The organism is Arthrobacter sp. fls2-241-R2A-200, assembly GCF_030209745.1.
GTDB lineage: Bacteria > Actinomycetota > Actinomycetes > Actinomycetales > Micrococcaceae > Arthrobacter.
Window position 1 is genome coordinate 253,036 of sequence record NZ_JARVRJ010000017.1, and the last position, 20,638, is coordinate 273,673.

Sequence of the window (20,638 nt, forward strand, 5' to 3'; positions counted from 1 at the left end):
CCGCTGGCCGGATACGGTAGATACATGACGTCTAGCATCGCCGCCGAATCAATTCGGCCAACCCGCAACATTCCCGCCGACATTGCCCGTTCGTGGCTCCTTGTGAACGCCATGAAAACGGAGCTCTTTGACGAATCCGCGGGTTCGCGGGCAGACGCCATCATCCTTGACATCGAAGACGCTGTTGACCCTTCCCAGAAGGACGCCGCTCGCGAAAACGTCGTGAACTGGCTGACCGCCGGTGGCCAGGCCTGGGTCCGCATCAATGACGCCACCAGCAAGTTCTGGGCCGATGACCTCGCCGGACTGCGCGGCACCCCGGGACTGCTCGGCGTCATGCTGGCCAAGACCGAATCCGCTGACCAGGTGACCGAGTCTTTCCACCGCATGGACGGTAAGACCCCCGTTATCCCGTTGGTGGAGTCGGCCCTCGGCATCGAGGAAGCCAACCACATCGCCAAGGCGCAGGGTGCTTTCCGGCTCGCGTTCGGCTCCGGCGACTTCCGCCGCGATACGGGCATGGCCGCCACCCCGGAGGCTATGGCCTACCCGCGGGCCAAGCTCGTGGTCGCCAGCCGGGTGGGCAACCTGCCCGGCCCTATTGATGGGCCCACCGTCGGGACCAACCACCCCATTTTGCGTGAGCAGACGGGCATCACCGTGACCATGGGCATGACGGGCAAGCTATGCCTGGCTATCGACCAGACCACTGTGATCAACGAGGTCATCAGCCCCACCCCGTCGGACGTTGCGTGGGCAACTGACTTCATGCACGACTTCGAGTCCAACGGCCGTGTTATCCGTGATGGATCCGACCTCCCGCGCCTGGGCCGGGCAGAGAAGATCATGAAGCTCGCGGTGGCTTTTGGAGTCCAGCCCTCCCTGTAGGCCACTCCATCCACGTCCTTTTCGCGAGGGGCGGGTTCTCGGCTGGAAGCGTGCGTCATAGGCGCGAGAGCCAACCCCTCGCGGGGCGCCGGTAGACTTGGACGGTGCTGAACGAATTCTGGGCCACGGCCCCTGTTGCCTACAAAGTGCTGGTCTTCAGCGCAATGGGGCTCATCGCCGTCGGGCTTGTCCTCTCTATCGTGGGAAACACCTCCGCTAACCAAGGCATGGCATTGGCTTCCCTCCCGGTCATCGGCGTCGGGCTGCTGCTGCACGTGGGCGGTTTGGTGGTCCGCGGCCAGCAAATCCGCAAGACCTACAAGAAGTAGGGTTGGTGCATGAGTATCAATCCGGACTTGCAGGGCCGCAGCTACCCTGCCGCAGAGGTATACGACGTCGGCCGCGAAAAGATTCGTGAGTTCGCCCAAGCTGTGAAGGCCACCAACCCGGCCCACTTCGATGTCGAGGCAGCCAAGGCCCTCGGCCACAAGGACCTCGTAGCACCGCCAACATTCGCCATCATTGTTGCCCAGCGTGCCGACGCCCAACTGGTGCAGGACCCTGATGCCGGCATCGACTTTTCCCGCGTGGTCCACGCTGACCAGCGGTTTACCCACCATCGTGCCATCGTGGCCGGCGACCGGCTCGTGGCCGAACTGCACGTCGACGGCGTCCGGGCCATGGGCGGCGGGGCCATGATCACCACGCGCTCCGAGATTTCCACCGTCGAGGGCGAAAAGGTTGCCACCACCACCTCATCCATCCTGGTCCGAGGAGAGGGACAGTAACCATGAGCCCCACATTCGAAGAACTCACGGTCGGCCAGGAAATCGACAGCCGCAGCATCGACGTTACCCGCCAGGACCTGGTCAAATATGCAGGAGCATCGGGGGACTTCAACCCCATTCATTGGAACGAGGCCTTCGCCACTTCAGTGGAGCTGCCGGGCGTCATTGCCCACGGCATGTTCACCATGGGTGCCGCTGTGCAACTGGTGAGCGACTGGGCAGGCGACCCTGCCGCCGTCGTCGATTACCAGACCCGGTTCACCAAGCCTGTCCTCGTTACTGACACCACCGGGACCAGCGAAGCGGGTGCGGTCATCGACGTCACAGCTACGGTGGGGGCGCTCGACGCCGAAGCCCGCACCGCGCGCATCGATCTGACAGTCATGGCTGCGGGCCAGAAAGTACTGATGAAGTCGCAGGCGATCGTGAAGGTTGCGTCAGCCAACTGACGACGTAGCCCAGACGGATGGACTTGGACTTGTGCACGGCGGAGTTCCGTCAGCGCGGCCCCGGACTGCCCGTTAGGCTTAACAGGTGACTCAGACCCTGCTTTCCGAATTGACCACGGCCGCCGTTGGTGGGCCAGCAAGCAAGTTCGTGCTGGCCCGGACCGAGGCCGAGATTATCGACGCCGTGCGGTCTGCAGATGCCGCGGGCGAGAAGCTCCTGATCATCGGCGGCGGCTCCAACCTGCTGATATCTGATGAGGGATACCCCGGCACCGTGGTGCAGATTGCGTCCGAAGGCGTCGAGGTCAATTCGGAGGATAGCTGCGGCGGGGCTTCGGTCGTGGTCCAGGCAGGACACAACTGGGACGCCTTGGTTGAGTACACAGTGCTTCATGCTTGGTCCGGTCTGGAAGCGTTATCCGGGATACCGGGTGCTACCGGGGCCACGCCTGTTCAGAACGTGGGCGCATACGGCGCTGACGTGTCGCAGACCATCGCCGCCGTGCGAACGTGGGATCGGGACAGCAATGCCATCCGGACCTTCACCAATTCCGAACTCAAGTTCGGGTATCGCGATTCCATCCTGAAGCAGACCACCATTGATGGCTCGCCACGATTCGTTGTGCTGACGGTGGAGTTCCAGTTGGCTTTGGGAAGGATGAGCGCGCCCGTCCGTTACGCCGAACTGGCGCGGGTTCTTGGTGTCGAGGTCGGCAAAAGGGCTTATTCCAACGACGTGCGGAGGGCGGTCCTGCGGCTGCGTGCGTCCAAAGGAATGGTCCTGGACCCGGCCGACCGCGACACCTATTCAACGGGTTCGTTCTTCACCAATCCCATCGTGCCGGCCGAACAAGCTGCGCATTTGCCGGAAAACGCGCCCAAGTATCCGGCAGGTTCCGACGGGCTGGTGAAACTCTCCGCGGCGTGGCTGATTGATCAGGCAGGGTTTGGGAAGGGCTTCGGTTTGGAAGAATCCAGCGTCACCGGAGGCAGGGCCTCCCTCTCCACGAAACACACCTTGGCAATCACCAACCGCGGCTCGGCGTCCACGGCGGACATGCTGGCGATCGCGCGCGAAGTGCGGGCCGGCGTCGTGGATCGGTTTGGCATTGAGCTGCACCCCGAGCCGCTGCTGATCGGCGTCGAACTCTAGCGGCCCTCGAACGCCGTTACGCTGGCTGCGCTAGCGGGCCCGGCGTTCGGCGATTGGCAACACCTTGTTCAGCAAAAGGAACGTGAGGCCGCAGCTGACGGAGCCCAAGAGGAAGATCTGGCTGAACGCAATGCTTTGTGGCGACGGTCCGCTGGGCATGAACAGACCGGCCATCGCGAATCCGACCAAGCCCAACAGCATGACCACCGAACCCAAAAGGAAGCTCCGGACCTGCGCTGCGGCGGCTGGGTAGAACCACGGCTCGGGGGAGGCGCTGTCCCGGTCGGCCATGGGCTGGCTGAGGGCCGCGGTGCCAATGAGAAGCGCAGCAGACGCAGTCGCGACGAGGCTGGCGGTCTGGATCGCCTGCATCGAGGCAGACAGGCTGACACCCGTGCCAACCGCAACGATGAGTCCCATGCCAAGCCCGACGACGGTGCAGAGCCAGCCAGCGGCTGCCAGCCACCGGCTAAGAGGCCGCACCTGCGGAGCTAGGTCACCAAAAAGCATTCCCTCATCCTATGAGGCTGTGCTGGAAGGCCGCTGTGAGACGCGGCAAGGTTCGCTGTAGATGGTAGGGCTTTAGGATGGAGCATGCCTCCTGCCTCCAGCAGCTTGACTCCCCGGGTCATGGGCCGTTTGCGGCTCGTGAGCCACGGCCTGTTGGCTGACGGTTCCCGACCCGTTCCGGACGCCGTCCGATGGATGGCATGCATCCAAGCGCAGGACCTTGGTTCCGCCCTGTGGGCCGTGGGCCAGCGCTCTCGCGGCACCACGGCGTCAGACGTTCGTGCGGCCCTGGATAGCGGAGCTGTGGTGCGTTCCTGGCCGATGCGCGGGACACTGCATCTGCTCGCCCCCGAGGACCTCCGCTGGATACTTGGCATCACGAGTGGCCGGCTCATGAAAGTAGTAGCAGGGCGGCACCGGGAGCTGGACATCACGCCCGAGGACATCAGTCACTGTCGGGACATCGCCTTCAAGACCTGCGAAGCCCTCAAGGCCGGCGATGGCACCCCCGGCGCCACCCGCGAGCAGCTTTTCGCCGCCTTTGAGGACGCCGGCCAGATCACCAAGACCCAGCGCGGCATCCATTTGGTGGCGAGCCTCTGCCAGCGGGCATGGCTGGTCCAGGGGCCCATGGCCGCCAGCGGGAAGGCGGGCAACGGGAAGCCGGGCGCGCAGCAACTGTTCGTGCCTTTCGACGACTGGATTCCCAAGTCCAGGAGCCTCGGGCGTGAAGAAGGGATAGCTGAGCTCATGTTCCGCTACTTCCGCAGTCACGGCCCCGCGACGGTGCGCGACTTTTCCTGGTGGAGCCAAGTGCCGCTCACGGAGGCTCGTCGGGCGCTCACCGTGGTACGGGAGCAACTGGTGGAGTTGCCCTTCGAAGGCACCAGTTATTGGCTTTCTCCTGAAGTCGCGCAATTGCTCGACGACGGCGTTCCCGGCTCCCGCACGTTGCTGGCACTTCCCGGGTTCGACGAATTCCTCCTCGGGTACCAGGACCGGACCCTGGTCCTGGACCCCGAGTATGCAGGCCTGGTGGTGCCGGGGAACAACGGCATCTTCAAGCGCATGATCGTCTCCGGAGGAGAAGTGGTGGGGACCTGGTCCCGGACGGTCAGCGGCAAAACGGTCAGCGCAATTCCAGAGCCGTTCACCGGGAAACTCAGTCCGGCTGCTCAGCGTTCCTTCGAGGCTCAGGGCCGCGCCTATGTGAGGTTCATGGCCGGCTAAATTTAGAGCTTGCCTGTCGCAATGTTGAGCATGCGGCGGAGCGGCTCGGCGGCACCCCAGAGGAGTTGATCGCCCACTGTGAAGGCGCTGATGTATTCAGGCCCCATCTCGAGCTTCCGGATTCGGCCCACCGGGATGTCCAAGGTGCCGGAAGCGGCCACAGGAGTCAGCTCGGCCATGGAGGCTTCCTTGGTGTTGGGAACCACCTTGGCCCACTCGTTGTCCTTGGCGAGGAGGTTCTCGATCTCCGTCACGGACAGGTCTTCACGGAGTTTGAGGGTGAGGGCCTGGGAGTGGGAGCGCATGGCTCCGATGCGGACGCACAGGCCGTCCATGGCGATGTGTTCCTTGCCCGCGGTGCCTTTGCCGGTGCCAAGGATCTTGTTGGTCTCGACGCCCGCTTTCCACTCTTCCTTGGACTGGCCGTTGCCCAAGTCAGCGTCGATCCAAGGAATCAGGGAACCGGCCAGGGGAACACCGAACTGCGTGGCGTCCACGCCGTTGCGCTGCGCGGCGAGTACTTTGCGGTCGATTTCAAGGATCGCGGACGCGGGATCATCCAGTTCGCTGCTGACCTCGTTGTTGAGCGTGCCGAACTGGTTCAGGAGCTCACGCATGTGGCGGGCACCGCCGCCGGAAGCAGCCTGGTAGGTCATGGAGGTGCCCCACTCAACCAGGTTGTTCTTGAATAGGCCGCCGAGGCCCATCAACATGCACGAAACCGTACAGTTGCCGCCGATGAAGTCCTTGACGCCGCCGGAAAGGCCGGCGTCGATGACGTCGCGGTTGATGGGGTCCAGCACGATGATGGAATCATCGCTCATGCGAAGCGTTGAGGCAGCATCGATCCAGAGGCCGTCCCAACCCCGGCTGCGCAGCTCGCCGTGGACCTGTTTGGTGTAGTCACCACCCTGGGCGGTAACAATAATCGGCAGCTTGGCAAGCGTCTCAATGTCAAACGCGTCCTGGAGGGTGCCGGCGTCGCCCTCGGTGGAGTTCAGGAACGAAGGGGAGGCACCTCCCGCGTTCGAGGTGGAGAAAAATACCGGGTTGATGTTGGCGAAGTCGTTCTCTTCCTGCATGCGTTGCGTCAGGACGGAACCGACCATGCCACGCCAACCGACCAGTCCAACGGACGGATTAGCTGCTGTAGTCATGCACCCAGTCTAAACTTTCGGAACCAGCCGCCGCTGTCCGTTACGTCACGTGCGCTGGCTGGCTACTGACCGGCGTCGCGCTCTTGGAGCATGGCGGCCTTGCGTTGGCGCAACGCAAAGAAGGAACCGAACGTAAATACCTGGGTCACTACCACGAGCACAATAATCCCCGCGATCCTATTCCCACCCAGGATCATGGTCAGGCCTACGATAGCGGAGAGGAGTGCCAGCAGCGGCAGAAGCATGTAGCCCAGGACGAAAAGGGTCTCGGGTTTTTTCAACATTCCGGGTTTCCTAGCTGTCCGTCCGGCGCAACGCGGTGAACCGGTAGTTTGTGCCATTTGCGGCGGTCAGCCAGCCCTCGCTGGGCGCCGCACTTTCAAGGGACCAGTCCGCGCCGAGCTGAGGCGCGAAAGTATCGCCGTCAAAATCGCCGTCGATGACGGTGATCACCGCAACGTTGGCGATGCCCATGGACTGTTCGAAGATTTCAGCGCCGCCAATAATCCACACCTGCTCGCAACCAGGTGCGAATTGCGACTCGAGCAGCGCGGCGTCCAAAGATGACACCACGACGACGCCCTCCGCCTCATGCGCGGACGCCCACTCGGAGTTCCGGGTCACCACGATGTTGGTGCGTCCCGGAAGAGGCCGGTATTTTTCGGGGAACGACTCCCACGTTTTGCGGCCCATGATGACCGGGTGGCCGGACGTGAGCTGGCTGAAGTGTTTGAGGTCCTCGGGTACGTACCACGGCATGGTGCCGTTCTTGCCGATCACGCCCGCGGCTGTCTGGGCCCACACCATGCCGATCCCGTTCATGCGCGCAGAGATTTCCTGCGTGAAAGTGACGCCGGAAAGCGGAGAAGGAGAGTCAGAAGAGGAAGCGTTACTCATACGGCAATCGGCGCCTTGATAGTGGGGTGGTGGCGGTAGTCAACAACCTCGAAGTCGTCCAGTTTGTAATTGAAAATGGAGTCCGGCTTACGGAGGATCTTCAACTGCGGATAGTCGTAAGGCTCGCGGCTCAGCTGCTCCGTGACCTGGTCTACGTGGTTGTCATAGACATGGACATCGCCGCCGGTCCACACGAATTCACCGGGCTCCAAGTCCAACTGCTGGGCCACCATCAGGGTCAAGAGGGCGTAGGAGGCGATGTTGAACGGGACGCCGAGGAAAGTGTCGGCGGAGCGTTGGTACAACTGGCAGGAAAGCTTGCCATCGGCAACATAGAACTGGAAGAAGGCATGGCAGGGGGGTAAAGCCATGTCAGCGAGCTCGGAGACGTTCCATGCAGACACGATGTGTCGCCGTGAGTCCGGATTCGAGGCCAAGTTGGCCATGAGATCAGCGATCTGGTCGATGTGGCCCCCGTCAGGGGTGGGCCAACTGCGCCACTGCACCCCATAAACGGGTCCAAGTTCACCATCGGCGTCCGCCCATTCATCCCAAATGGACACACCCTGTTCCTGCATCCACCTCACGTTCGACTCGCCGCGAAGGAACCATAGCAGTTCCACCGCCACGGATTTGAAGTGAACCCGCTTGGTGGTGATCAGCGGGAAGCTCCGGGCGAGATCGAACCTCAGTTGACGTCCAAAGACGCTGCGGGTTCCGGTTCCGGTGCGGTCCGACTTGTGGGTGCCGTTGGCCATAACGTCGCGGAGGAGGTCTTCATAGGGAGTGGGGATGCTCACGGGTCCAGCTTACTAGTCAACAACCGGGGTCTACGCGCTGACCCGGGTCAACCGGAGCACTAGTCGTCGAACGGCCTGATCTGCTCCACGGAGACAATCTTCCGCTCGGCCCCGCGGGCCACTTGGCACACGATCACCTCTCCGGGCGACAGGAACGGGTCCGACGTCGGAAGCAAGGCCCGCAGCTCGGGCAACATGTGCCGGCCAAGTTGTTTGAGTGCCGTGGGCAGGGCCGGGCGATGGGTGCAAACAGCTATCGGAACTTGCTTGTCGAACAGTGCTTCAACGGCCGCAGCGGTCTTCTTCGGGGAACGCTGATGATGGTGCTCGGTGAGGGCCTCGGACAGCTTGACCTTGGCTCCGCTGGCTTTGGCGTAAGGCGCGATCGTTGCAACGCAACGGAGCCACGGGCTGGTTACCACACGTTGCGGCCACCAAGCCTCCAAAAGCCGACGCACAGCCGCTGCCTGGCGCTGCCCCGTGGCCGCCAACGGGCGGTCGCCCTCCGCTTTGGTCCATGAGGAACGAGGCTTCGCCTTGGCGTGGCGAATGAGCACCAGCGGCCATGTATCGAGTTCGCCTCGCACATAGGCCTTCTCCAAGTACTCAAGCGGCTCGACGTCGGTGGGGTTGCTGAGGTACTTGGCAGCCCTGTCCGGTGTGCACCACATGACGCTGTCCACTTCTTTGCCATCTGGTCGAAGAGGTGCGCCGTTGACTTTGACCGCCCAGTAGTGGACTACTTTGAGGCCGGCGTTCACGTGATAGTGGATCGGTGGCAGCGGAATGCCCAAACCTGCTTGGAGGCCGATCTCCTCGCGGACCTCACGCACTGCGCACTCCGGGACTGTTTCGCCGGCGTCGAGCTTGCCTTTGGGCCACGAGAAATCGTCGTACCGGGGCCGGTGGATCAGCAGGACTTCCAAGTGGCCATTGACGATCCGCCAAGGAATGGCCCCGGCGGCTACTACCGCAATGGGCTCGCCGGGATGGTCCGTCTGATCCGCCACGGGCGTATCGCTGTTCAACTGGGTCCTTTACAGCCGGGTGGCGGCGCGCTGCCGGGATCGGGAAGCCAAGAGCCAAGATTGCATGTCCAGCAACGGCTTGCCGTCCGCGTCCAAATGGTGCCTGGTCCAATTGCCTTGGTTGTCCAGATGCCAGCTCGCCGTTCCGTCGTCCACGTAGCGCCGCATCAGGTCAACTACCGTGGCGGTATCTTCCTTGCTGGCCAGCTGCACCAGGGCTTCGACGCGGCGGTCGAGATTGCGGTGCATCATGTCCGCGGAACCGATGTACACCACCGGTTCGCCGCCGTTGGCGAAAGCGAAGACGCGGGAGTGCTCCAGGAAACGGCCAAGGATGGAACGCACAGTGATGTTCTCGCTGAGCCCCGGGACGCCAGGGCGCAGCGAGCAAATGCCGCGGACCACGACGTCGACGCGGACGCCGGCCTGCGATGCCCGGTACAGGGCGTCGATAATTGCCTCATCCACCATGGAGTTGACCTTGATCTGGACCCTGCCGGGGATGCCGGCACGGGCGTTGCGGATCTCGGTTTCGATCCGTTCGATCAGGCCGGCACGCACGGATCGCGGGGCAACGAGCAGTCGCTTGAACGTGGACTTCGGTGCGTAGCCGGAGAGCTGGTTGAACAGCTTGGACAGGTCCTCGCCCACTTGCTCGTTCGCTGTGAGCAACCCGAGGTCTTCGTAATACCGGGCAGTGCGGGGGTGGTAATTGCCGGTGCCGATGTGGCAGTAGCGACGCAGTCCGTCCACTTCCTGGCGTACCACCAATGAGAGTTTGCAGTGTGTCTTTAGGCCCACGATGCCATAGACGACGTGGACGCCGGCCTGCTCGAGCTTCCGTGCCCAGGAGATGTTGGCTTGCTCGTCGAAACGTGCCTTGATCTCCACCAGGGCGAGTACTTGTTTTCCGGCCTCGGCGGCGTCAATCAAGGCATCGACGATGGGGGAGTCCCCGGAGGTCCGGTACAGCGTCTGCTTGATGGCCTGAACTTTGGGATCGGCCGCCGCTTGCTCCAGGAACGCCTGCACGGAGGTGGAGAACGAATCGTAGGGGTGGTGCAGCAGGATGTCGCGGCGTCGCATGGCGGCGAAGACGTTGGCCGCCTTGGACGTCTCGGACTCGTTCAGGTACCGCGAGGTGTGCGGTACGTGCTTGGGGTAGTGCAGATCCGCGCGGTCGATCGCGGCGATGGCGGACAACCCGCGAAGGTCCAAGGGTGCCGGAACGGAGTAGACCTCGGACTCCTCCACCCCCAGCTCGCGGACCAGCAAGGCCTTGATGTTGGGATTGATATCCGTGGTGACTTCAAGGCGCACGGGAGGGCCGAAACGCCGGCGCAGGAGTTCCTTCTCCAGCGCCTGCAGGAGGTTTTCGGCGTCGTCCTCTTCGACTTCCAAGTCCTCGTTCCGGGTGACGCGGAACGTGTGGTGCTCCAAAACCTCCATGCCGGGGAAGAGCTTGTCCAAGTGGACGGCGATGACTTCCTCCAGGGCGATGAAACGGGCAACGCGGCCAGGAATCGCACCGGCCCGCGGCCCATCCACCGAAATGAGGCGGGGAAGTTGGTCGGGGACCTTCACGCGGGCGAAGAGTTCCTTGTCGCTGATGGGATTGCTGACAATCACTGCGAGATTCAGGGACAGGCCGGAAATGTAAGGGAACGGATGCGCAGGGTCCACAGCCAGGGGGGTCAGGATGGGGAAGACCTTCTCCTGGAACATGATGCTGATGCGCTGGCGTGCGTCCTCATCGAGTTCGTTCCAGTGCATGATGTGGATGTGCTCATACGCCAGGGCCGGGCGGATCTGCTCGGCGAAGACGCGCGCATGGCGTTCGGTGAGTCTGTGTGCTTCCTCCCCGATCTTTTCCAGAACCTCGATGGGGCTCAAACCTGCGGGAGAGGGGACTGCCAAGCCGGTGGCGATGCGTCGTTTCAGCCCGGCCACCCGGACCATGAAGAATTCGTCCAAATTGGAGGCAAAGATCGACAGGAAGCTGACACGCTCCAGCAGGAACAAGTCCGGATCCTCCGCCAATTCGAGGACGCGAGAGTTGAAAGCGAGCCAACTCAGCTCCCGGTCCAGGAAACGATCCGGTGAGATGTCGCCTTCCGGTTCGGGGCTGGGCGCGAATTCGGGGATGTCGATACGGTCCTGGGTGGCCCGGGAGGCTGGCACTTCCGAGGATCCGAAGCGTGCGGGTAGCGTAGCTCCCGTCGATATCGATCCTGCGGCGCCTACGGTGTCCGGCTGCATGGGTCTCTCCTAAGCTCAGGACTGGGTTTCCCTCCCACATTACAAGCAATTGCCCTGTGGGAATCCATGACGTCTGCTGCTTTAAAGTCCAACAGTCGGCCCACTCTAACTTTGGGATAAGGGTCCGTACATGACGTCGGTGTCCCAACGTACAAAGCCAAGTTTCTGGTAGAGGGCCACGGCGGCGTGATTATCGGCATCGACGTACAGCATCACTGCGTGAAGACCTTGGGCTTGCAAGTACTTGATGCCTGCCACAGTCAGGGCTTTCCCCAAGCCCAAACCTTGGGCATCGGGCGTGACGCCGACTACGTACACCTCGCCCATGGCGGGGTGCGGACCAAGCTGGGCGTGGACTTTGGTCCAGTGGAATCCCAGTAATTCATCCTCGGCATTTACCGCCAACAAGAAGCCTTCAGGATCGAACCAGCTCTCGGCCTCGCGGGCCATCAGGTCTGCCATGGTCATCGATCCTTGTTCAGGGTGGTGTGCGAAGGCCGCACGGTTGGCAGCCAGCCAGGCTTGCTCATCGCGGCCCGGCACAAAGGCGCGCAGCGAGATCCCATCCGGAAGGCCGGCGTCGGGCAGGTCCGCGGCAGAGGACATCAGCCGCATCTTCCACAATTCGCGCAACGGGGCATACCCGAAGCGTTCGGCAAGTTCGGCGGCGGCTTCGTGGTTGCCATGGGACCAGGCGTTCAGCCCGTCAAGGCCGCGATTGTCCTGTAGGGCGGACAGCAGCCTGCCCGCCACACCCTGATTGCGGTAGCTCGGGTGGACGGCCAGTTCCAGCACACCGCTGCTTCCCGCTTGAACCACGACGGCGATCCCAGCCAGGTCTTCTCCGGTCATCGGATCGGAATCTTCGTCCGGGGCGTACAGGGCGAACGATGCGACGGTGCTGTCGCCGTCGTCGACGCCGCGTAGCATCACCATGGTCTGCTCGGAAAAGGGCGGGTTCCCGTCGTCTTCTTCGGCTGCGGCCGCCAGCGCCCGCACGTCCGCCAGGAGCTCAGGGTCCAAAGCGCCGTTGGTTATCAGGACGGGCCAGTTTTCCGGGTGCACTTGACTCATGAAGCAAGGCTATACGCACGGGGCAAGCACGCGATTTGGAGCTCCCGGTCAAACCGCGATAGTGTCGTAATCTCGTTCGGCTCTGAGGCTGAATGCAGGGGGGATCCACCAGTGGGGTGGCCTCGATACGTTCGACCCGTATGTCCTCCACAAGCAGGCGAGGGGCCCGAATCTGACCAGTTCAGATTCGGGCCCCTCTTCTTATTTGCCTGTTTTCATGTGGTGGCGTCGGTTTCAGGTGCTGGCCCCGTTTTCAGGTGCTGGCGCAGGCGCGTTACGCCTCAGAGAGTTGGTCGTCCGGAAGCCGTACGAGGGTGAGCCGGTAACCGACGTTGCGGACCGTGCTGATGAGGTTCTCGTGGTCCACGCCCAGCTTTGCCCGGAGCCGACGGATGTGCACATCCACGGTGCGGGTACCGCCGTAGTAGTCGTAGCCCCACACTTCGGTGAGCAGTTGTTGGCGCGTGAATACCCGGCCGGGATGCTGGGCGAGGTACTTCAGGAGTTCGAACTCCTTGAAGGTCAGGTTCAGGGGTTGCCCGCTCACGCGTGCGGTGTAGCTCGCTTCATCAATAACGACGCCGGCGGCCCGGATCTCCGTCTGCGTTTCCTCTTCGCCCGGTACAGCGCGCGCCATGGCCAATCGGATCCTGGCTTCCACCTCGGCCGGACCCGCGGAGTCCAGCACGATGTCATCGACTGCCCAGGCTGAGGACACGGCCGCCATTCCGCCTTCGGTAAGTATCAGCATCAGGGGAGCGCTGAGGCCGGTCGCCTTCAAGAGCTGCGTGAGGGAGCGTGCCCCCACGAGGTCTTTCCTGGCATCCAGAAAAACAATGTCCGTGGGGTCGGTTTCAAGGAGCGCTGTCGGCTCTGCCGGGAGGATGTGCACGCGGTGGTTCAGGAGCTCCAAGGCAGGCAGGATGTCCACCGATGAGCCGGTGCTGTTCGTCAGGAGCAGGATGTGCGACATAGTTCCTCCAATGGGCGGTACGCGCATCATCGGGCGTCGAAACCGGAGTCTCACCGGCCTGTCACGGTGCACAGTTTTCCTCTTCCCGTTGTAACGGAAACCAAGGCCAAGCCTGTGCGCTGTTGAAGTCTGAGTATACCCGCAGGGGTGCTGCGTCACAGGGATTCGTGACGGGTTGATGCCGGAATTACGACATATTGGGCTGGCTTAAGGCAGGATTGTCGAGAGGTCGTAAGGCGCATCGGATTGAGGTCGGGCACACAGTGAAGTCTTGGAGCATCGGGGTATTTGGGCTCGTGGCGCTCGCAGCCATCGTGGCCAGCACCTTCGTTTCCCGGGAAGCCATGGTGGGCGTCGGCGTTGCGGCCTCTGCCGCGGTTGGCATTGGCTGGCCCCATTTCCTGGGGGTCCCGGCCAAGAAAACGCTGGCAGCGGTCATTGGCCTTGCCGGTGCAGGGTCCGCCGTAGCTGCCGCTTATATGCCGGCGCCCGGATTCCTGGATGGCACCCCGGCCTTCATAGCCTTGGGTGTCATGGCAGTTTTCACTATTCAATTGATCCGGGGCACAGGCCAAGCCCAGCGGCTCGAATCAACGCTTGGCTGCTGCGCAGGAGTCCTGTTGAACTGCCTGGGGGCCGGGTGGATCGCCGGAGCACGCTTTAACGGGGTGCGGGAGATGGCGCTGGTGGCCGGCTTCAGCGCCGCCGTCGCGCTCCTTGTGGGCATCATCCGCTGGCCGGATCGCATCGTCGCCCCCTTGGGCGTGGTGATGGCCGGACTCATGGCTCCCTTGGCCGGTTTGGTTTTCTCGGACATTGCGGTGCTGCCGGCGGCCTTGGTGGGCGTGGTGGTGGCATCGGTCCTGGTGTGCTTCCGGCGGATGACCACTCTCAGGCGTGGACGGCTCAACATCCAGGCAGCAGTGGGGATGGGAATCGCGCCTGTGTGGGCAGTGGGCGCCATCGCTTACTTCATTGACAAACTACTCATCTACTAACGGTTAGGATGGCATCATGTCTGTACTCGCATTTGAAATCTTCTTCCTCGTCCTCCTTGGCCTGGCCAGTGTGTCCATGGCTTGGTTCGCGGGTTATGTCGTTTACCGCCTTTTCCAGGGCCAGAAGTAAGCAGTCCGTCCCTCAGGTCAAGGGAGGTAGTTGTTTATGCCTATAGAGATTCCAACAGATCTAACACCTGAACTTGTCCCGCTTTCCTGGCTCATTGGTGAGTGGGAGGGCCGCGGCCGTTTGGGTAGTGGTGACGAGGACTCGGAGCATTTCGTCCAGCACGTCTCTTTCACCCATAACGGCCTCCCGTATTTGCAGTACCGGGCGGAGACATGGCTGAGTGACGACGCCGGCGCGAAGCTGCGTCCGTTGACCGTTGAAACAGGCTTCTGGGCTTTGGAGCGGAAACTCGAAGAGGGCGACGGCGGTCCCGGGCTTGTTCCCGCCGACATCGTCCCGGTGCTTAAGACGGCCGATGAGGTCGAAGAGCGCCGGAATGCCGACGGTGGCTTTGATATATCCGTCTCGATCGCCCATCCGGGGGGCATCACTGAGCTGTACTACGGCCAGATCAAGGGGCCGCAGATCCAGCTCAGCACCGACATGGTGATGCGCGGAAGTCACTCCAAGGAGTACACAGCAGCTACCCGCATTTTCGGTTTGGTGGATGGCAACCTGCTCTGGCGTTGGGATGTTGCCGCCAGTGGCAAAGCGCTGGAAGCACATGCCTCGGCTTTCCTCCACAGGGTGCCCTGAAGGTTCCCTGACGAGAGGTCTCACTGTACGTTCCGCACAGCCAACCAGCAGAAGGAGCAGATAGTGACAACCCACCTCAAGCCGGGAGGCTATGAGGGCCTCAAGGCCGTCTTTTTCAATGGCACCCTTAAGCCCTCACCCCAGGTCAGCAACACCGATGGCTTGATCAAGATCAGCCGCGGGATCATGGAGAAACAAGGAGTTTCCACCCGTCTCATCCGGACGGTTGACCACGATATTGCCAGCGGCGTCTACCCCGATATGCGCGAGCACGGATGGCAGAGTGATGCGTGGCCTGAGCTTTATCCAGCCGTGCAGGAAGCCGATATCGTCGTCGTCGCCGGCCCTATCTGGCTGGGGGATAACTCTTCGCAGACCAAGAAGCTGATCGAGCGTCTCTACGCCCATTCCGGGGAGCTGACAGCAAACGGCCAGTGGGCTTTCTACCCCAAGGTCGGAGGATGCCTGATCACAGGCAATGAGGACGGCATCAAACACTGCTCCATGAATGTCCTCTACAGCCTTCAGCACATCGGCTTCACCATCCCACCCCAAGCCGACGCCGGCTGGATCGGTCCGGTGGGCCCGGGCCCCAGCTATCTTGACGAGGGAAGCGGTGGCCCCGAAAGCGACTTCACCAACCGAAACACCACGTTCATGACGTGGAACCTGCTCCACATGGCCAAGCTACTCCGTGATGCCGGAGGTATCCCGGCCTACGGCAATTTGCCCGAAGAATGGAAAACGGGCACCCGATTTGATTTCGAAAACCCGGAATACCGCTGATCCCGGAATACCGCCGAGCTGGAAGTTCTTCTACTACATATGACTTACAAGAGCCCTCTGTTGTCGCGCCCCGGCGCCGTCGAGGACACCGGCCTGGACGCCGGCGTCGCAGCCCACTACGGCGAACCCCTTCGCGAGCAACGCGCCCTGGCCGCAGGTGCCGCCGTCGTCGATCTCTCCCATAGGGGAGTAGTCACGGTAGCCGGGCCGGATCGGCTCAGCTGGCTCAATACTCTTTCCTCGCAACAGCTCACCAACCTCGCGCCCGGCGTCTCCAGCGAGTTGTTGCTGCTGAGCGTTCAGGGCCGGATCGACTTTGATGCCCGCGTTATCGACGACGGCGGCACCACCTGGCTGATCGTCGAGGCGGCAGAAGCTGCTCCCTTGGCCGAGTGGCTGAACAAGATGAAGTTCATGCTCCGGGTGGAGATCGAGGACGTCACCGAGCAGTGGGCAGTGGTGGGTGCCACCAAACCCGTGGAGCAGTTGTCCGCCCGCCTCCTGTGGGAAGACCCGTGGCCGCACGTCGGCCCGGGAGGGTACGCGTACAGCATCGTGCCCGAGGATTCCCATCCCGGCCTCGAACGGCCGTGGTTCGAGTACTTGGTTCCGATGGCCGGGCTTGAAGACGCGGTGGACGGCTTGCCATTGGCCGGCGCCATGGCTGCAGATGCATTGCGTGTTGCCGCATGGCGTCCTCGCCTCGGTGCGGAGACGGACGAGAAAACAATTCCCCACGAATTGGACCTCCTCAGGACCTCCGTGCACTTGAACAAGGGATGCTACAAAGGCCAGGAGACCATCGCGCGCGTCCACAACCTGGGACACCCTCCGCGCCGGCTGGTGTTCCTGCAACTGGATGGCTCGCAGCACACCCTGCCTGCCGTGGGCAGCGTTGTCTTTGCCGGAGATCGCAAGGTGGGTACCCTGACATCGGTGGCGCAACATTTCGAGATGGGACCGGTGGCTTTGGCAGTGATAAAGCGATCCGTTTCGGCTGAGGAAAACCTCACGGTGATGGACGGCGAAGAGCCCTACGTCGCAGCCCAGGAAGTGATCGTCGCCCCCGATGCCGGCCAAGTGGTCGGGCGCCAGACCGGATTCTTGAAGGGACCCCACCGATGAGCCAGGCAACGTACCCCTCCGGCGATGCAACGAACGCTGACGATGAAACGTTGGCCCTCGCGCACGCGTTGTTCGACGCCGCAAGGGAGGGCAACACTGAATTGCTGCGCGGTTACCTGGGCGCGGGTGCTCCCGCCAACTTGACCAACGCCTCCGGCGATTCACTGTTGATGCTCGCGGCCTATCACGGACACGAAGAAGCCGTTCAGCTGATTCTTCACCACGGCGCCGATGCCAACGCTGCCAACGACCGTGGCCAGACTCCGCTGGCGGGCGCGGTCTTCAAGGGCTACACCGGCGTCGCCCGCGTACTGCTGGATGCCGGAGCCGACCCCGACGCCGGCATCCCCACCGCGCGGGAGGCCGCGGCAATGTTTGCACGCTCGGACATTCTCGCGCTCCTGGGCTGAGGTAACTCCCGGCGGAGGGAACAGGACTAAGGGAACAGGGACTTCGCTGCGAGAACAGGGACCGCGAAAGCGTCGCCTTGCGCTCACTTATTCCACGTGGAATAGTTGTAGTGGAATATACGCACCAAGGGGAGGGGTTATGCCCAAAGCCGCTGAACTGACTCCTCTGGGAGTTGCCTCATTGGCGCTCCTGGCGGAAGAACCCATGCACCCCTATGAGATGTACCAAGTCCTCATGGCGCGGCACGAGGACCGGCTGGTCAAGGTCCGGCCCGGGACGCTGTACCACGCAGTTGGTCGGCTCGAGGAGCATGGACTCGTTGAAGCCACGGGCACGGAGCGGGAGGGCAACCGGCCCGAGCGCACAACGTACCGGATCACGGACGATGGACACCGTGCCCTCGATGCCCGGCTCCAAGTAATGCTGTCCACGCCGCTGAACGAATATCCTGTCTTTCCGCACGCCATCGCCGAAGCGCACCACCTTCCCTCGGAAGTGGTCGTTGACCTGATGGAACAACGCCTCGTGGCGCTCGCCGCGGACTTGGACTTCCTGGTCAATGCCGAAGCCACCGTGACGGCCAAGGGCGTCGACCGCAAGTATTGGATCGATATCACCTACCAACAGGCCATGCGCCGAACCGAAATTGCGTGGATCCGCGATTTCCTTCAGGAGCTGGGGACCGGGCAACTGCCCTGGGATGAACCCCAAACCGCTCCGCCAGCACTCTCACACCACCCAAAGGAATCCCTTGGAAAACGTAGCTAAACCGTGGCCCGCACTGTGGTCACTCGTCGTTGGCTTCTTCATGATCCTGATCGACACCACTATTGTGTCGGTCGCCAACCCCCGGATCATGGCGGGCCTCAACACGGACATCAATGCCGTCATCTGGGTGACCAGCGCCTACCTTCTGTCTTATGCAGTTCCACTGCTCATCACCGGCCGGCTCGGTGACAGGTTCGGCCCCAAGAACCTGTACCTCATCGGTTTGGTGGTCTTCACCTTGGCGTCCCTATGGTGCGGCCTCTCCGGCGACATCACCATGCTGATCGCAGCCCGTGCCGTGCAAGGCCTGGGTGCTGCCATGATGACCCCTCAAACGATGGCGGTCATCACGCGCATCTTCCCGCCGGATCGCCGTGGCGCAGCCATGGGACTCTGGGGCGCAACCGCCGGCATGGCCGTCTTGGTTGGCCCGATCCTCGGCGGCGTCCTGGTGGACAGCTTGGGATGGGAATGGATCTTCTTCGTTAACGTTCCTATCGGGATCGTAGCGTTCGTCCTGGTCACCCGGTTTGTGCCGAAGCTGACTACCCACAGCCACAGCTTCGACATCCTCGGTGTGGTGCTGTCCGCCGTCGGCATGTTCCTCCTGGTGTTCGGCATCCAAGAGGGCCAGACATATAAGTGGGGAACCGTTACCGGCGTGATCTCGGTCTGGGGCCTGATTATCAGCGGGCTGGTGGTTCTGGTTCTCTTTGTCGCCTGGCAGTGGATGCTCGAACGCCGCGGCGGTGAACCGTTGTTGCCGCTGGGCCTGTTCAAAGAACGCAATTTCTCGTTGGGCAACGCCACCATCATGGCAGTGGGCTTTTCGGTAACGGCATTCCCGCTACCCACCATCTTCTACTACCAAGTGGTACGGGGCCTCACGCCAACTCAGTCCGCACTGCTGATGATCCCCATGGCCGTCATATCCGGTGCCCTCGCCCCGGTGGTGGGCAGATTGATCGACAAAACCAACCCGCGCTGGTTTGCAACCTTCGGACTCGTTTGCCTCGCCGGTGCACTCTTCTGGACGGCAAACCTGCTGGGTCCGGACACGCCCATCTGGATGTTCCTCCTGCCGAGCGCTGTGCAGGGCGTAGCCAACGCTTGCATCTGGGGCCCGGTTTCGAATGCAACTACCCGTAACCTGGAGCCGCGGCAGGCGGGCGCCGGTTCCGGTGTCTTCAACACCACGCGGCAGATCGGCGCCGTCCTGGGTTCAGCGGCTATCGCTGCACTGATCCAAGCCCGCTTGGCTGCGGAGTTGCCTGCAGCCCCCGCCGGAGCGCCGGTGGGAGAAGCTTCCATGTCCGGAACCTTGCCGCAGGCACTTCACGCGGGATTCTCGACGGCGATGAGCCAGGCGATCGTGCTGCCAGCCTGTGCGATTCTGCTGGGTGCGGTCGTTGCCGCGTTCTACGGCAAACCCAAGTCGGTCAGCGGCTGGGGTAACAAGCCAGCCGCTGCCGGAACTCCGGCAGTTCAGGAAGCCTCCTCCCAGGACGCCGCCCGCAAGTAGGCATGCCCACAGCCGGGACTGGCTGTTGATTGATCAGCCAAGCAGGACGCTCGCGTGAAGCCCGCCCGTGGCAAAGCCAAGGCTGCGGGCCATCGCGAGCGCTCCTGTGTTGCTGACATCAGCCTTCCACTGGAGCGTCAACCCTGCGGCTAGTGCTTCATGCGCAGCGATCGACGCCGCGAGGGTACCGAGGCCGCGGCGGCGCCACGGAGGTGCCACCAAGACCCCCATGTTCCCCAGGATGCCTTCCCATTCCGAGTAGGCCCCGCAAGCCACCGGAGTAGCCTGCTCTTCATCCGAGTGCATGATGGTGAAGCGGTGTTCGAGTCCTTGGAGGCCTACTTCGTTGACATCATCCGGAGGGCAAAGGCCCTCCAACCCCGTCGCCTCGGGATTTCCCCGGGAGACAGTGAGTTCCGCGGCCGGTTGCCGAAGTGGCAGGTCGTCTGCGAAGAACAAGGCTGAGGACCCCAGCCCGTGCCCACCATGTGACCGGGTCAAGGTCAAGAGCGTCACATGCTGGGCAAGTTCGGTATCGGGCACGTCGGCCGCGGCATCCAGTGCCCATTGCGGTCCTACCAGTGCCGAAGCACCGAACAATCGCAGAAAGACCAGGGCGCGTGCCGAGTCGTCTATCCGCGTGATGCGTCCTGAAGGATCGCTCGGGTCGGAGTTCCGTCCCGTGAGTCCGCCGGCGAAAGCGTCGTCGTCGAGCCCTAAATGGCGAGCCCACGCCAACTGGATAATGGCAGCGGACGTGGACTCCAGGGTCATGAATTCAGCCTATCGGACATAAATTCAGCCTATCCGACATGCATCCCGACTATCCGAACAGGACGGACGCTTCGTCGTAGCGGTGTTGGGGGACTGTTTTGAGTTTGCCGAGGGCTTCTTCGAAGCCGACGTGGGAGATGTCGGTGCCTTTGAGGGCGACCATGGTTCCCCAGCGGCCGTCGACGACGGAGTCGGTGGCGGCCATGCCGAGTCGGGTGGCGAGGACTCGGTCGAAGGCGGTGGGGACGCCGCCGCGTTGGATGTGGCCGAGGATGGTGGCGC

Annotated in this window: 24 protein-coding genes; 13 read left to right on the plus strand and 11 right to left on the minus strand. The window is 62.5% G+C overall.

The window, feature by feature from the left end:
• The first annotated feature begins 24 nt into the window (after positions 1 to 24).
• From QRN42_RS16940 to QRN42_RS16960, 5 genes are all read left to right on the plus strand, one after another.
• Positions 25 to 888, plus strand: a complete 864-nt coding sequence (locus QRN42_RS16940; protein WP_284980283.1) for an HpcH/HpaI aldolase/citrate lyase family protein — start codon at positions 25 to 27, stop codon at positions 886 to 888.
• A gap of 104 nt (positions 889 to 992) precedes the next feature.
• On the plus strand, positions 993 to 1,217 hold the full coding sequence (locus QRN42_RS16945) for a DUF3188 domain-containing protein (RefSeq protein ID WP_284980284.1): 225 nt from the start codon (positions 993 to 995) through the stop codon (positions 1,215 to 1,217).
• Between the two features lie 9 nt (positions 1,218 to 1,226).
• On the plus strand, positions 1,227 to 1,676 hold the full coding sequence (locus tag QRN42_RS16950; protein ID WP_284976326.1) for a MaoC family dehydratase N-terminal domain-containing protein: 450 nt from the start codon (positions 1,227 to 1,229) through the stop codon (positions 1,674 to 1,676).
• Between the two features lie 2 nt (positions 1,677 to 1,678).
• Positions 1,679 to 2,125 carry a MaoC family dehydratase gene (locus QRN42_RS16955; protein ID WP_284976327.1) on the plus strand — a complete coding sequence of 149 codons (447 nt, stop codon included), beginning with the start codon at positions 1,679 to 1,681 and terminating at the stop codon, positions 2,123 to 2,125.
• Positions 2,126 to 2,210: 85 nt separating this feature from the next.
• Positions 2,211 to 3,278, plus strand: a complete 1,068-nt coding sequence (locus QRN42_RS16960; protein ID WP_284980285.1) for a UDP-N-acetylmuramate dehydrogenase — start codon at positions 2,211 to 2,213, stop codon at positions 3,276 to 3,278.
• A gap of 30 nt (positions 3,279 to 3,308) precedes the next feature.
• Here QRN42_RS16960 and QRN42_RS16965 read toward each other — a convergent pair whose 3' ends face one another.
• Entirely contained in the window at positions 3,309 to 3,788 is a 480-nt protein-coding gene (locus QRN42_RS16965) for a hypothetical protein (RefSeq protein WP_284980286.1), read from the minus strand.
• An 84-nt stretch (positions 3,789 to 3,872) separates the two neighbouring features.
• Here QRN42_RS16965 and QRN42_RS16970 point away from each other — a divergent pair, with 84 nt between their 5' ends.
• Positions 3,873 to 5,018 (plus strand): winged helix DNA-binding domain-containing protein, encoded by a 1,146-nt coding sequence (locus QRN42_RS16970; protein WP_284980287.1) that lies wholly within the window; start codon positions 3,873 to 3,875, stop codon positions 5,016 to 5,018.
• Between the two features lie 2 nt (positions 5,019 to 5,020).
• On the opposite strand, the gene asd is transcribed toward QRN42_RS16970, so the two are convergent.
• The 8 genes from asd to QRN42_RS17010 all read right to left on the minus strand — a co-directional run bounded on the left by asd (position 5,021) and on the right by QRN42_RS17010 (position 13,206).
• The gene (gene asd / locus QRN42_RS16975) at positions 5,021 to 6,175 is read right to left on the minus strand and encodes an aspartate-semialdehyde dehydrogenase (RefSeq protein ID WP_284980288.1); all 1,155 of its coding nucleotides are present in this window, start codon (positions 6,173 to 6,175) and stop codon (positions 5,021 to 5,023) included.
• 62 nt (positions 6,176 to 6,237) lie between these two features.
• Entirely contained in the window at positions 6,238 to 6,459 is a 222-nt protein-coding gene (locus QRN42_RS16980; RefSeq protein ID WP_284976332.1) for an NF038396 family protein, read from the minus strand.
• A gap of 10 nt (positions 6,460 to 6,469) precedes the next feature.
• Positions 6,470 to 7,072, minus strand: a complete 603-nt coding sequence (locus QRN42_RS16985; protein WP_284980289.1) for a dihydrofolate reductase — start codon at positions 7,070 to 7,072, stop codon at positions 6,470 to 6,472.
• Positions 7,069 to 7,872, minus strand: a complete 804-nt coding sequence (locus QRN42_RS16990) for a thymidylate synthase (protein ID WP_284980290.1) — start codon at positions 7,870 to 7,872, stop codon at positions 7,069 to 7,071. Before QRN42_RS16990 ends, QRN42_RS16985 begins: the two co-directional genes overlap by 4 nt.
• Before the next feature lie 59 nt (positions 7,873 to 7,931).
• Complete coding sequence (locus tag QRN42_RS16995; RefSeq protein ID WP_284980291.1) at positions 7,932 to 8,900, minus strand: NUDIX hydrolase; 969 nt, start codon at positions 8,898 to 8,900, stop codon at positions 7,932 to 7,934.
• A 9-nt stretch (positions 8,901 to 8,909) separates the two neighbouring features.
• Entirely contained in the window at positions 8,910 to 11,159 is a 2,250-nt protein-coding gene (locus QRN42_RS17000; RefSeq protein ID WP_284976336.1) for an RNA degradosome polyphosphate kinase, read from the minus strand.
• 105 nt (positions 11,160 to 11,264) lie between these two features.
• Positions 11,265 to 12,233 carry a mycothiol synthase gene (gene mshD / locus QRN42_RS17005; RefSeq protein ID WP_284980292.1) on the minus strand — a complete coding sequence of 323 codons (969 nt, stop codon included), beginning with the start codon at positions 12,231 to 12,233 and terminating at the stop codon, positions 11,265 to 11,267.
• 274 nt (positions 12,234 to 12,507) lie between these two features.
• Positions 12,508 to 13,206, minus strand: coding sequence for a winged helix-turn-helix transcriptional regulator (locus tag QRN42_RS17010; protein WP_159706924.1), 699 nt, complete (start codon positions 13,204 to 13,206; stop codon positions 12,508 to 12,510).
• Positions 13,207 to 13,469: 263 nt separating this feature from the next.
• Here QRN42_RS17010 and QRN42_RS17015 point away from each other — a divergent pair, with 263 nt between their 5' ends.
• The 7 genes from QRN42_RS17015 to QRN42_RS17045 all read left to right on the plus strand — a co-directional run bounded on the left by QRN42_RS17015 (position 13,470) and on the right by QRN42_RS17045 (position 19,582).
• Positions 13,470 to 14,204 carry a permease gene (locus QRN42_RS17015; protein WP_284976338.1) on the plus strand — a complete coding sequence of 245 codons (735 nt, stop codon included), beginning with the start codon at positions 13,470 to 13,472 and terminating at the stop codon, positions 14,202 to 14,204.
• A gap of 166 nt (positions 14,205 to 14,370) precedes the next feature.
• Positions 14,371 to 14,970: a nitrobindin family protein gene (locus QRN42_RS17020; RefSeq protein WP_284976339.1), complete on the plus strand. Its 600-nt coding sequence runs from the start codon at positions 14,371 to 14,373 to the stop codon at positions 14,968 to 14,970.
• Positions 14,971 to 15,033: 63 nt separating this feature from the next.
• Positions 15,034 to 15,756, plus strand: coding sequence for a flavodoxin family protein (locus QRN42_RS17025; protein WP_284980293.1), 723 nt, complete (start codon positions 15,034 to 15,036; stop codon positions 15,754 to 15,756).
• A gap of 39 nt (positions 15,757 to 15,795) precedes the next feature.
• Complete coding sequence (gene ygfZ, locus QRN42_RS17030; protein WP_284980294.1) at positions 15,796 to 16,881, plus strand: CAF17-like 4Fe-4S cluster assembly/insertion protein YgfZ; 1,086 nt, start codon at positions 15,796 to 15,798, stop codon at positions 16,879 to 16,881.
• Complete coding sequence (locus QRN42_RS17035; RefSeq protein WP_284980295.1) at positions 16,878 to 17,291, plus strand: ankyrin repeat domain-containing protein; 414 nt, start codon at positions 16,878 to 16,880, stop codon at positions 17,289 to 17,291. The genes ygfZ and QRN42_RS17035 overlap by 4 nt, the downstream gene beginning before the upstream one ends.
• Positions 17,292 to 17,430: 139 nt before the next feature.
• Entirely contained in the window at positions 17,431 to 18,060 is a 630-nt protein-coding gene (locus QRN42_RS17040; RefSeq protein ID WP_284980296.1) for a PadR family transcriptional regulator, read from the plus strand.
• Positions 18,044 to 19,582, plus strand: a complete 1,539-nt coding sequence (locus QRN42_RS17045) for a DHA2 family efflux MFS transporter permease subunit (RefSeq protein ID WP_284980297.1) — start codon at positions 18,044 to 18,046, stop codon at positions 19,580 to 19,582. Before QRN42_RS17040 ends, QRN42_RS17045 begins: the two co-directional genes overlap by 17 nt.
• Before the next feature lie 33 nt (positions 19,583 to 19,615).
• Here the strand turns inward: QRN42_RS17045 and QRN42_RS17050 are convergent, their stop codons facing one another.
• Complete coding sequence (locus QRN42_RS17050) at positions 19,616 to 20,356, minus strand: GNAT family N-acetyltransferase (RefSeq protein ID WP_284980298.1); 741 nt, start codon at positions 20,354 to 20,356, stop codon at positions 19,616 to 19,618.
• Positions 20,357 to 20,405: 49 nt separating this feature from the next.
• Positions 20,406 to 20,638, minus strand: a 233-nt coding sequence (locus QRN42_RS17055) for a 6-phosphofructokinase (RefSeq protein WP_284980299.1), incomplete at its 5' end; no start/stop codon positions are given.

Coding starts and splice junctions, on each gene's coding strand:
- QRN42_RS16965 (WP_284980286.1), bottom strand. CDS start 3,788: ATGCTTTTTGGTGACCTAGCTCCGCAGGTGCGGCCTCTTAGCCGGTGG.
- QRN42_RS16985 (WP_284980289.1), bottom strand. CDS start 7,072: ATGAGTAACGCTTCCTCTTCTGACTCTCCTTCTCCGCTTTCCGGCGTC.
- QRN42_RS16950 (WP_284976326.1), top strand. CDS start 1,227: ATGAGTATCAATCCGGACTTGCAGGGCCGCAGCTACCCTGCCGCAGAG.
- QRN42_RS17000 (WP_284976336.1), bottom strand. CDS start 11,159: ATGCAGCCGGACACCGTAGGCGCCGCAGGATCGATATCGACGGGAGCT.
- asd (WP_284980288.1), bottom strand. CDS start 6,175: ATGACTACAGCAGCTAATCCGTCCGTTGGACTGGTCGGTTGGCGTGGC.
- ygfZ (WP_284980294.1), top strand. CDS start 15,796: ATGACTTACAAGAGCCCTCTGTTGTCGCGCCCCGGCGCCGTCGAGGAC.
- QRN42_RS17035 (WP_284980295.1), top strand. CDS start 16,878: ATGAGCCAGGCAACGTACCCCTCCGGCGATGCAACGAACGCTGACGAT.
- QRN42_RS16955 (WP_284976327.1), top strand. CDS start 1,679: ATGAGCCCCACATTCGAAGAACTCACGGTCGGCCAGGAAATCGACAGC.
- QRN42_RS16980 (WP_284976332.1), bottom strand. CDS start 6,459: ATGTTGAAAAAACCCGAGACCCTTTTCGTCCTGGGCTACATGCTTCTG.
- QRN42_RS17020 (WP_284976339.1), top strand. CDS start 14,371: ATGCCTATAGAGATTCCAACAGATCTAACACCTGAACTTGTCCCGCTT.
- QRN42_RS16970 (WP_284980287.1), top strand. CDS start 3,873: ATGCCTCCTGCCTCCAGCAGCTTGACTCCCCGGGTCATGGGCCGTTTG.
- QRN42_RS17050 (WP_284980298.1), bottom strand. CDS start 20,356: ATGACCCTGGAGTCCACGTCCGCTGCCATTATCCAGTTGGCGTGGGCT.
- QRN42_RS17040 (WP_284980296.1), top strand. CDS start 17,431: ATGCCCAAAGCCGCTGAACTGACTCCTCTGGGAGTTGCCTCATTGGCG.
- QRN42_RS17010 (WP_159706924.1), bottom strand. CDS start 13,206: ATGTCGCACATCCTGCTCCTGACGAACAGCACCGGCTCATCGGTGGAC.
- mshD (WP_284980292.1), bottom strand. CDS start 12,233: ATGAGTCAAGTGCACCCGGAAAACTGGCCCGTCCTGATAACCAACGGC.
- QRN42_RS16940 (WP_284980283.1), top strand. CDS start 25: ATGACGTCTAGCATCGCCGCCGAATCAATTCGGCCAACCCGCAACATT.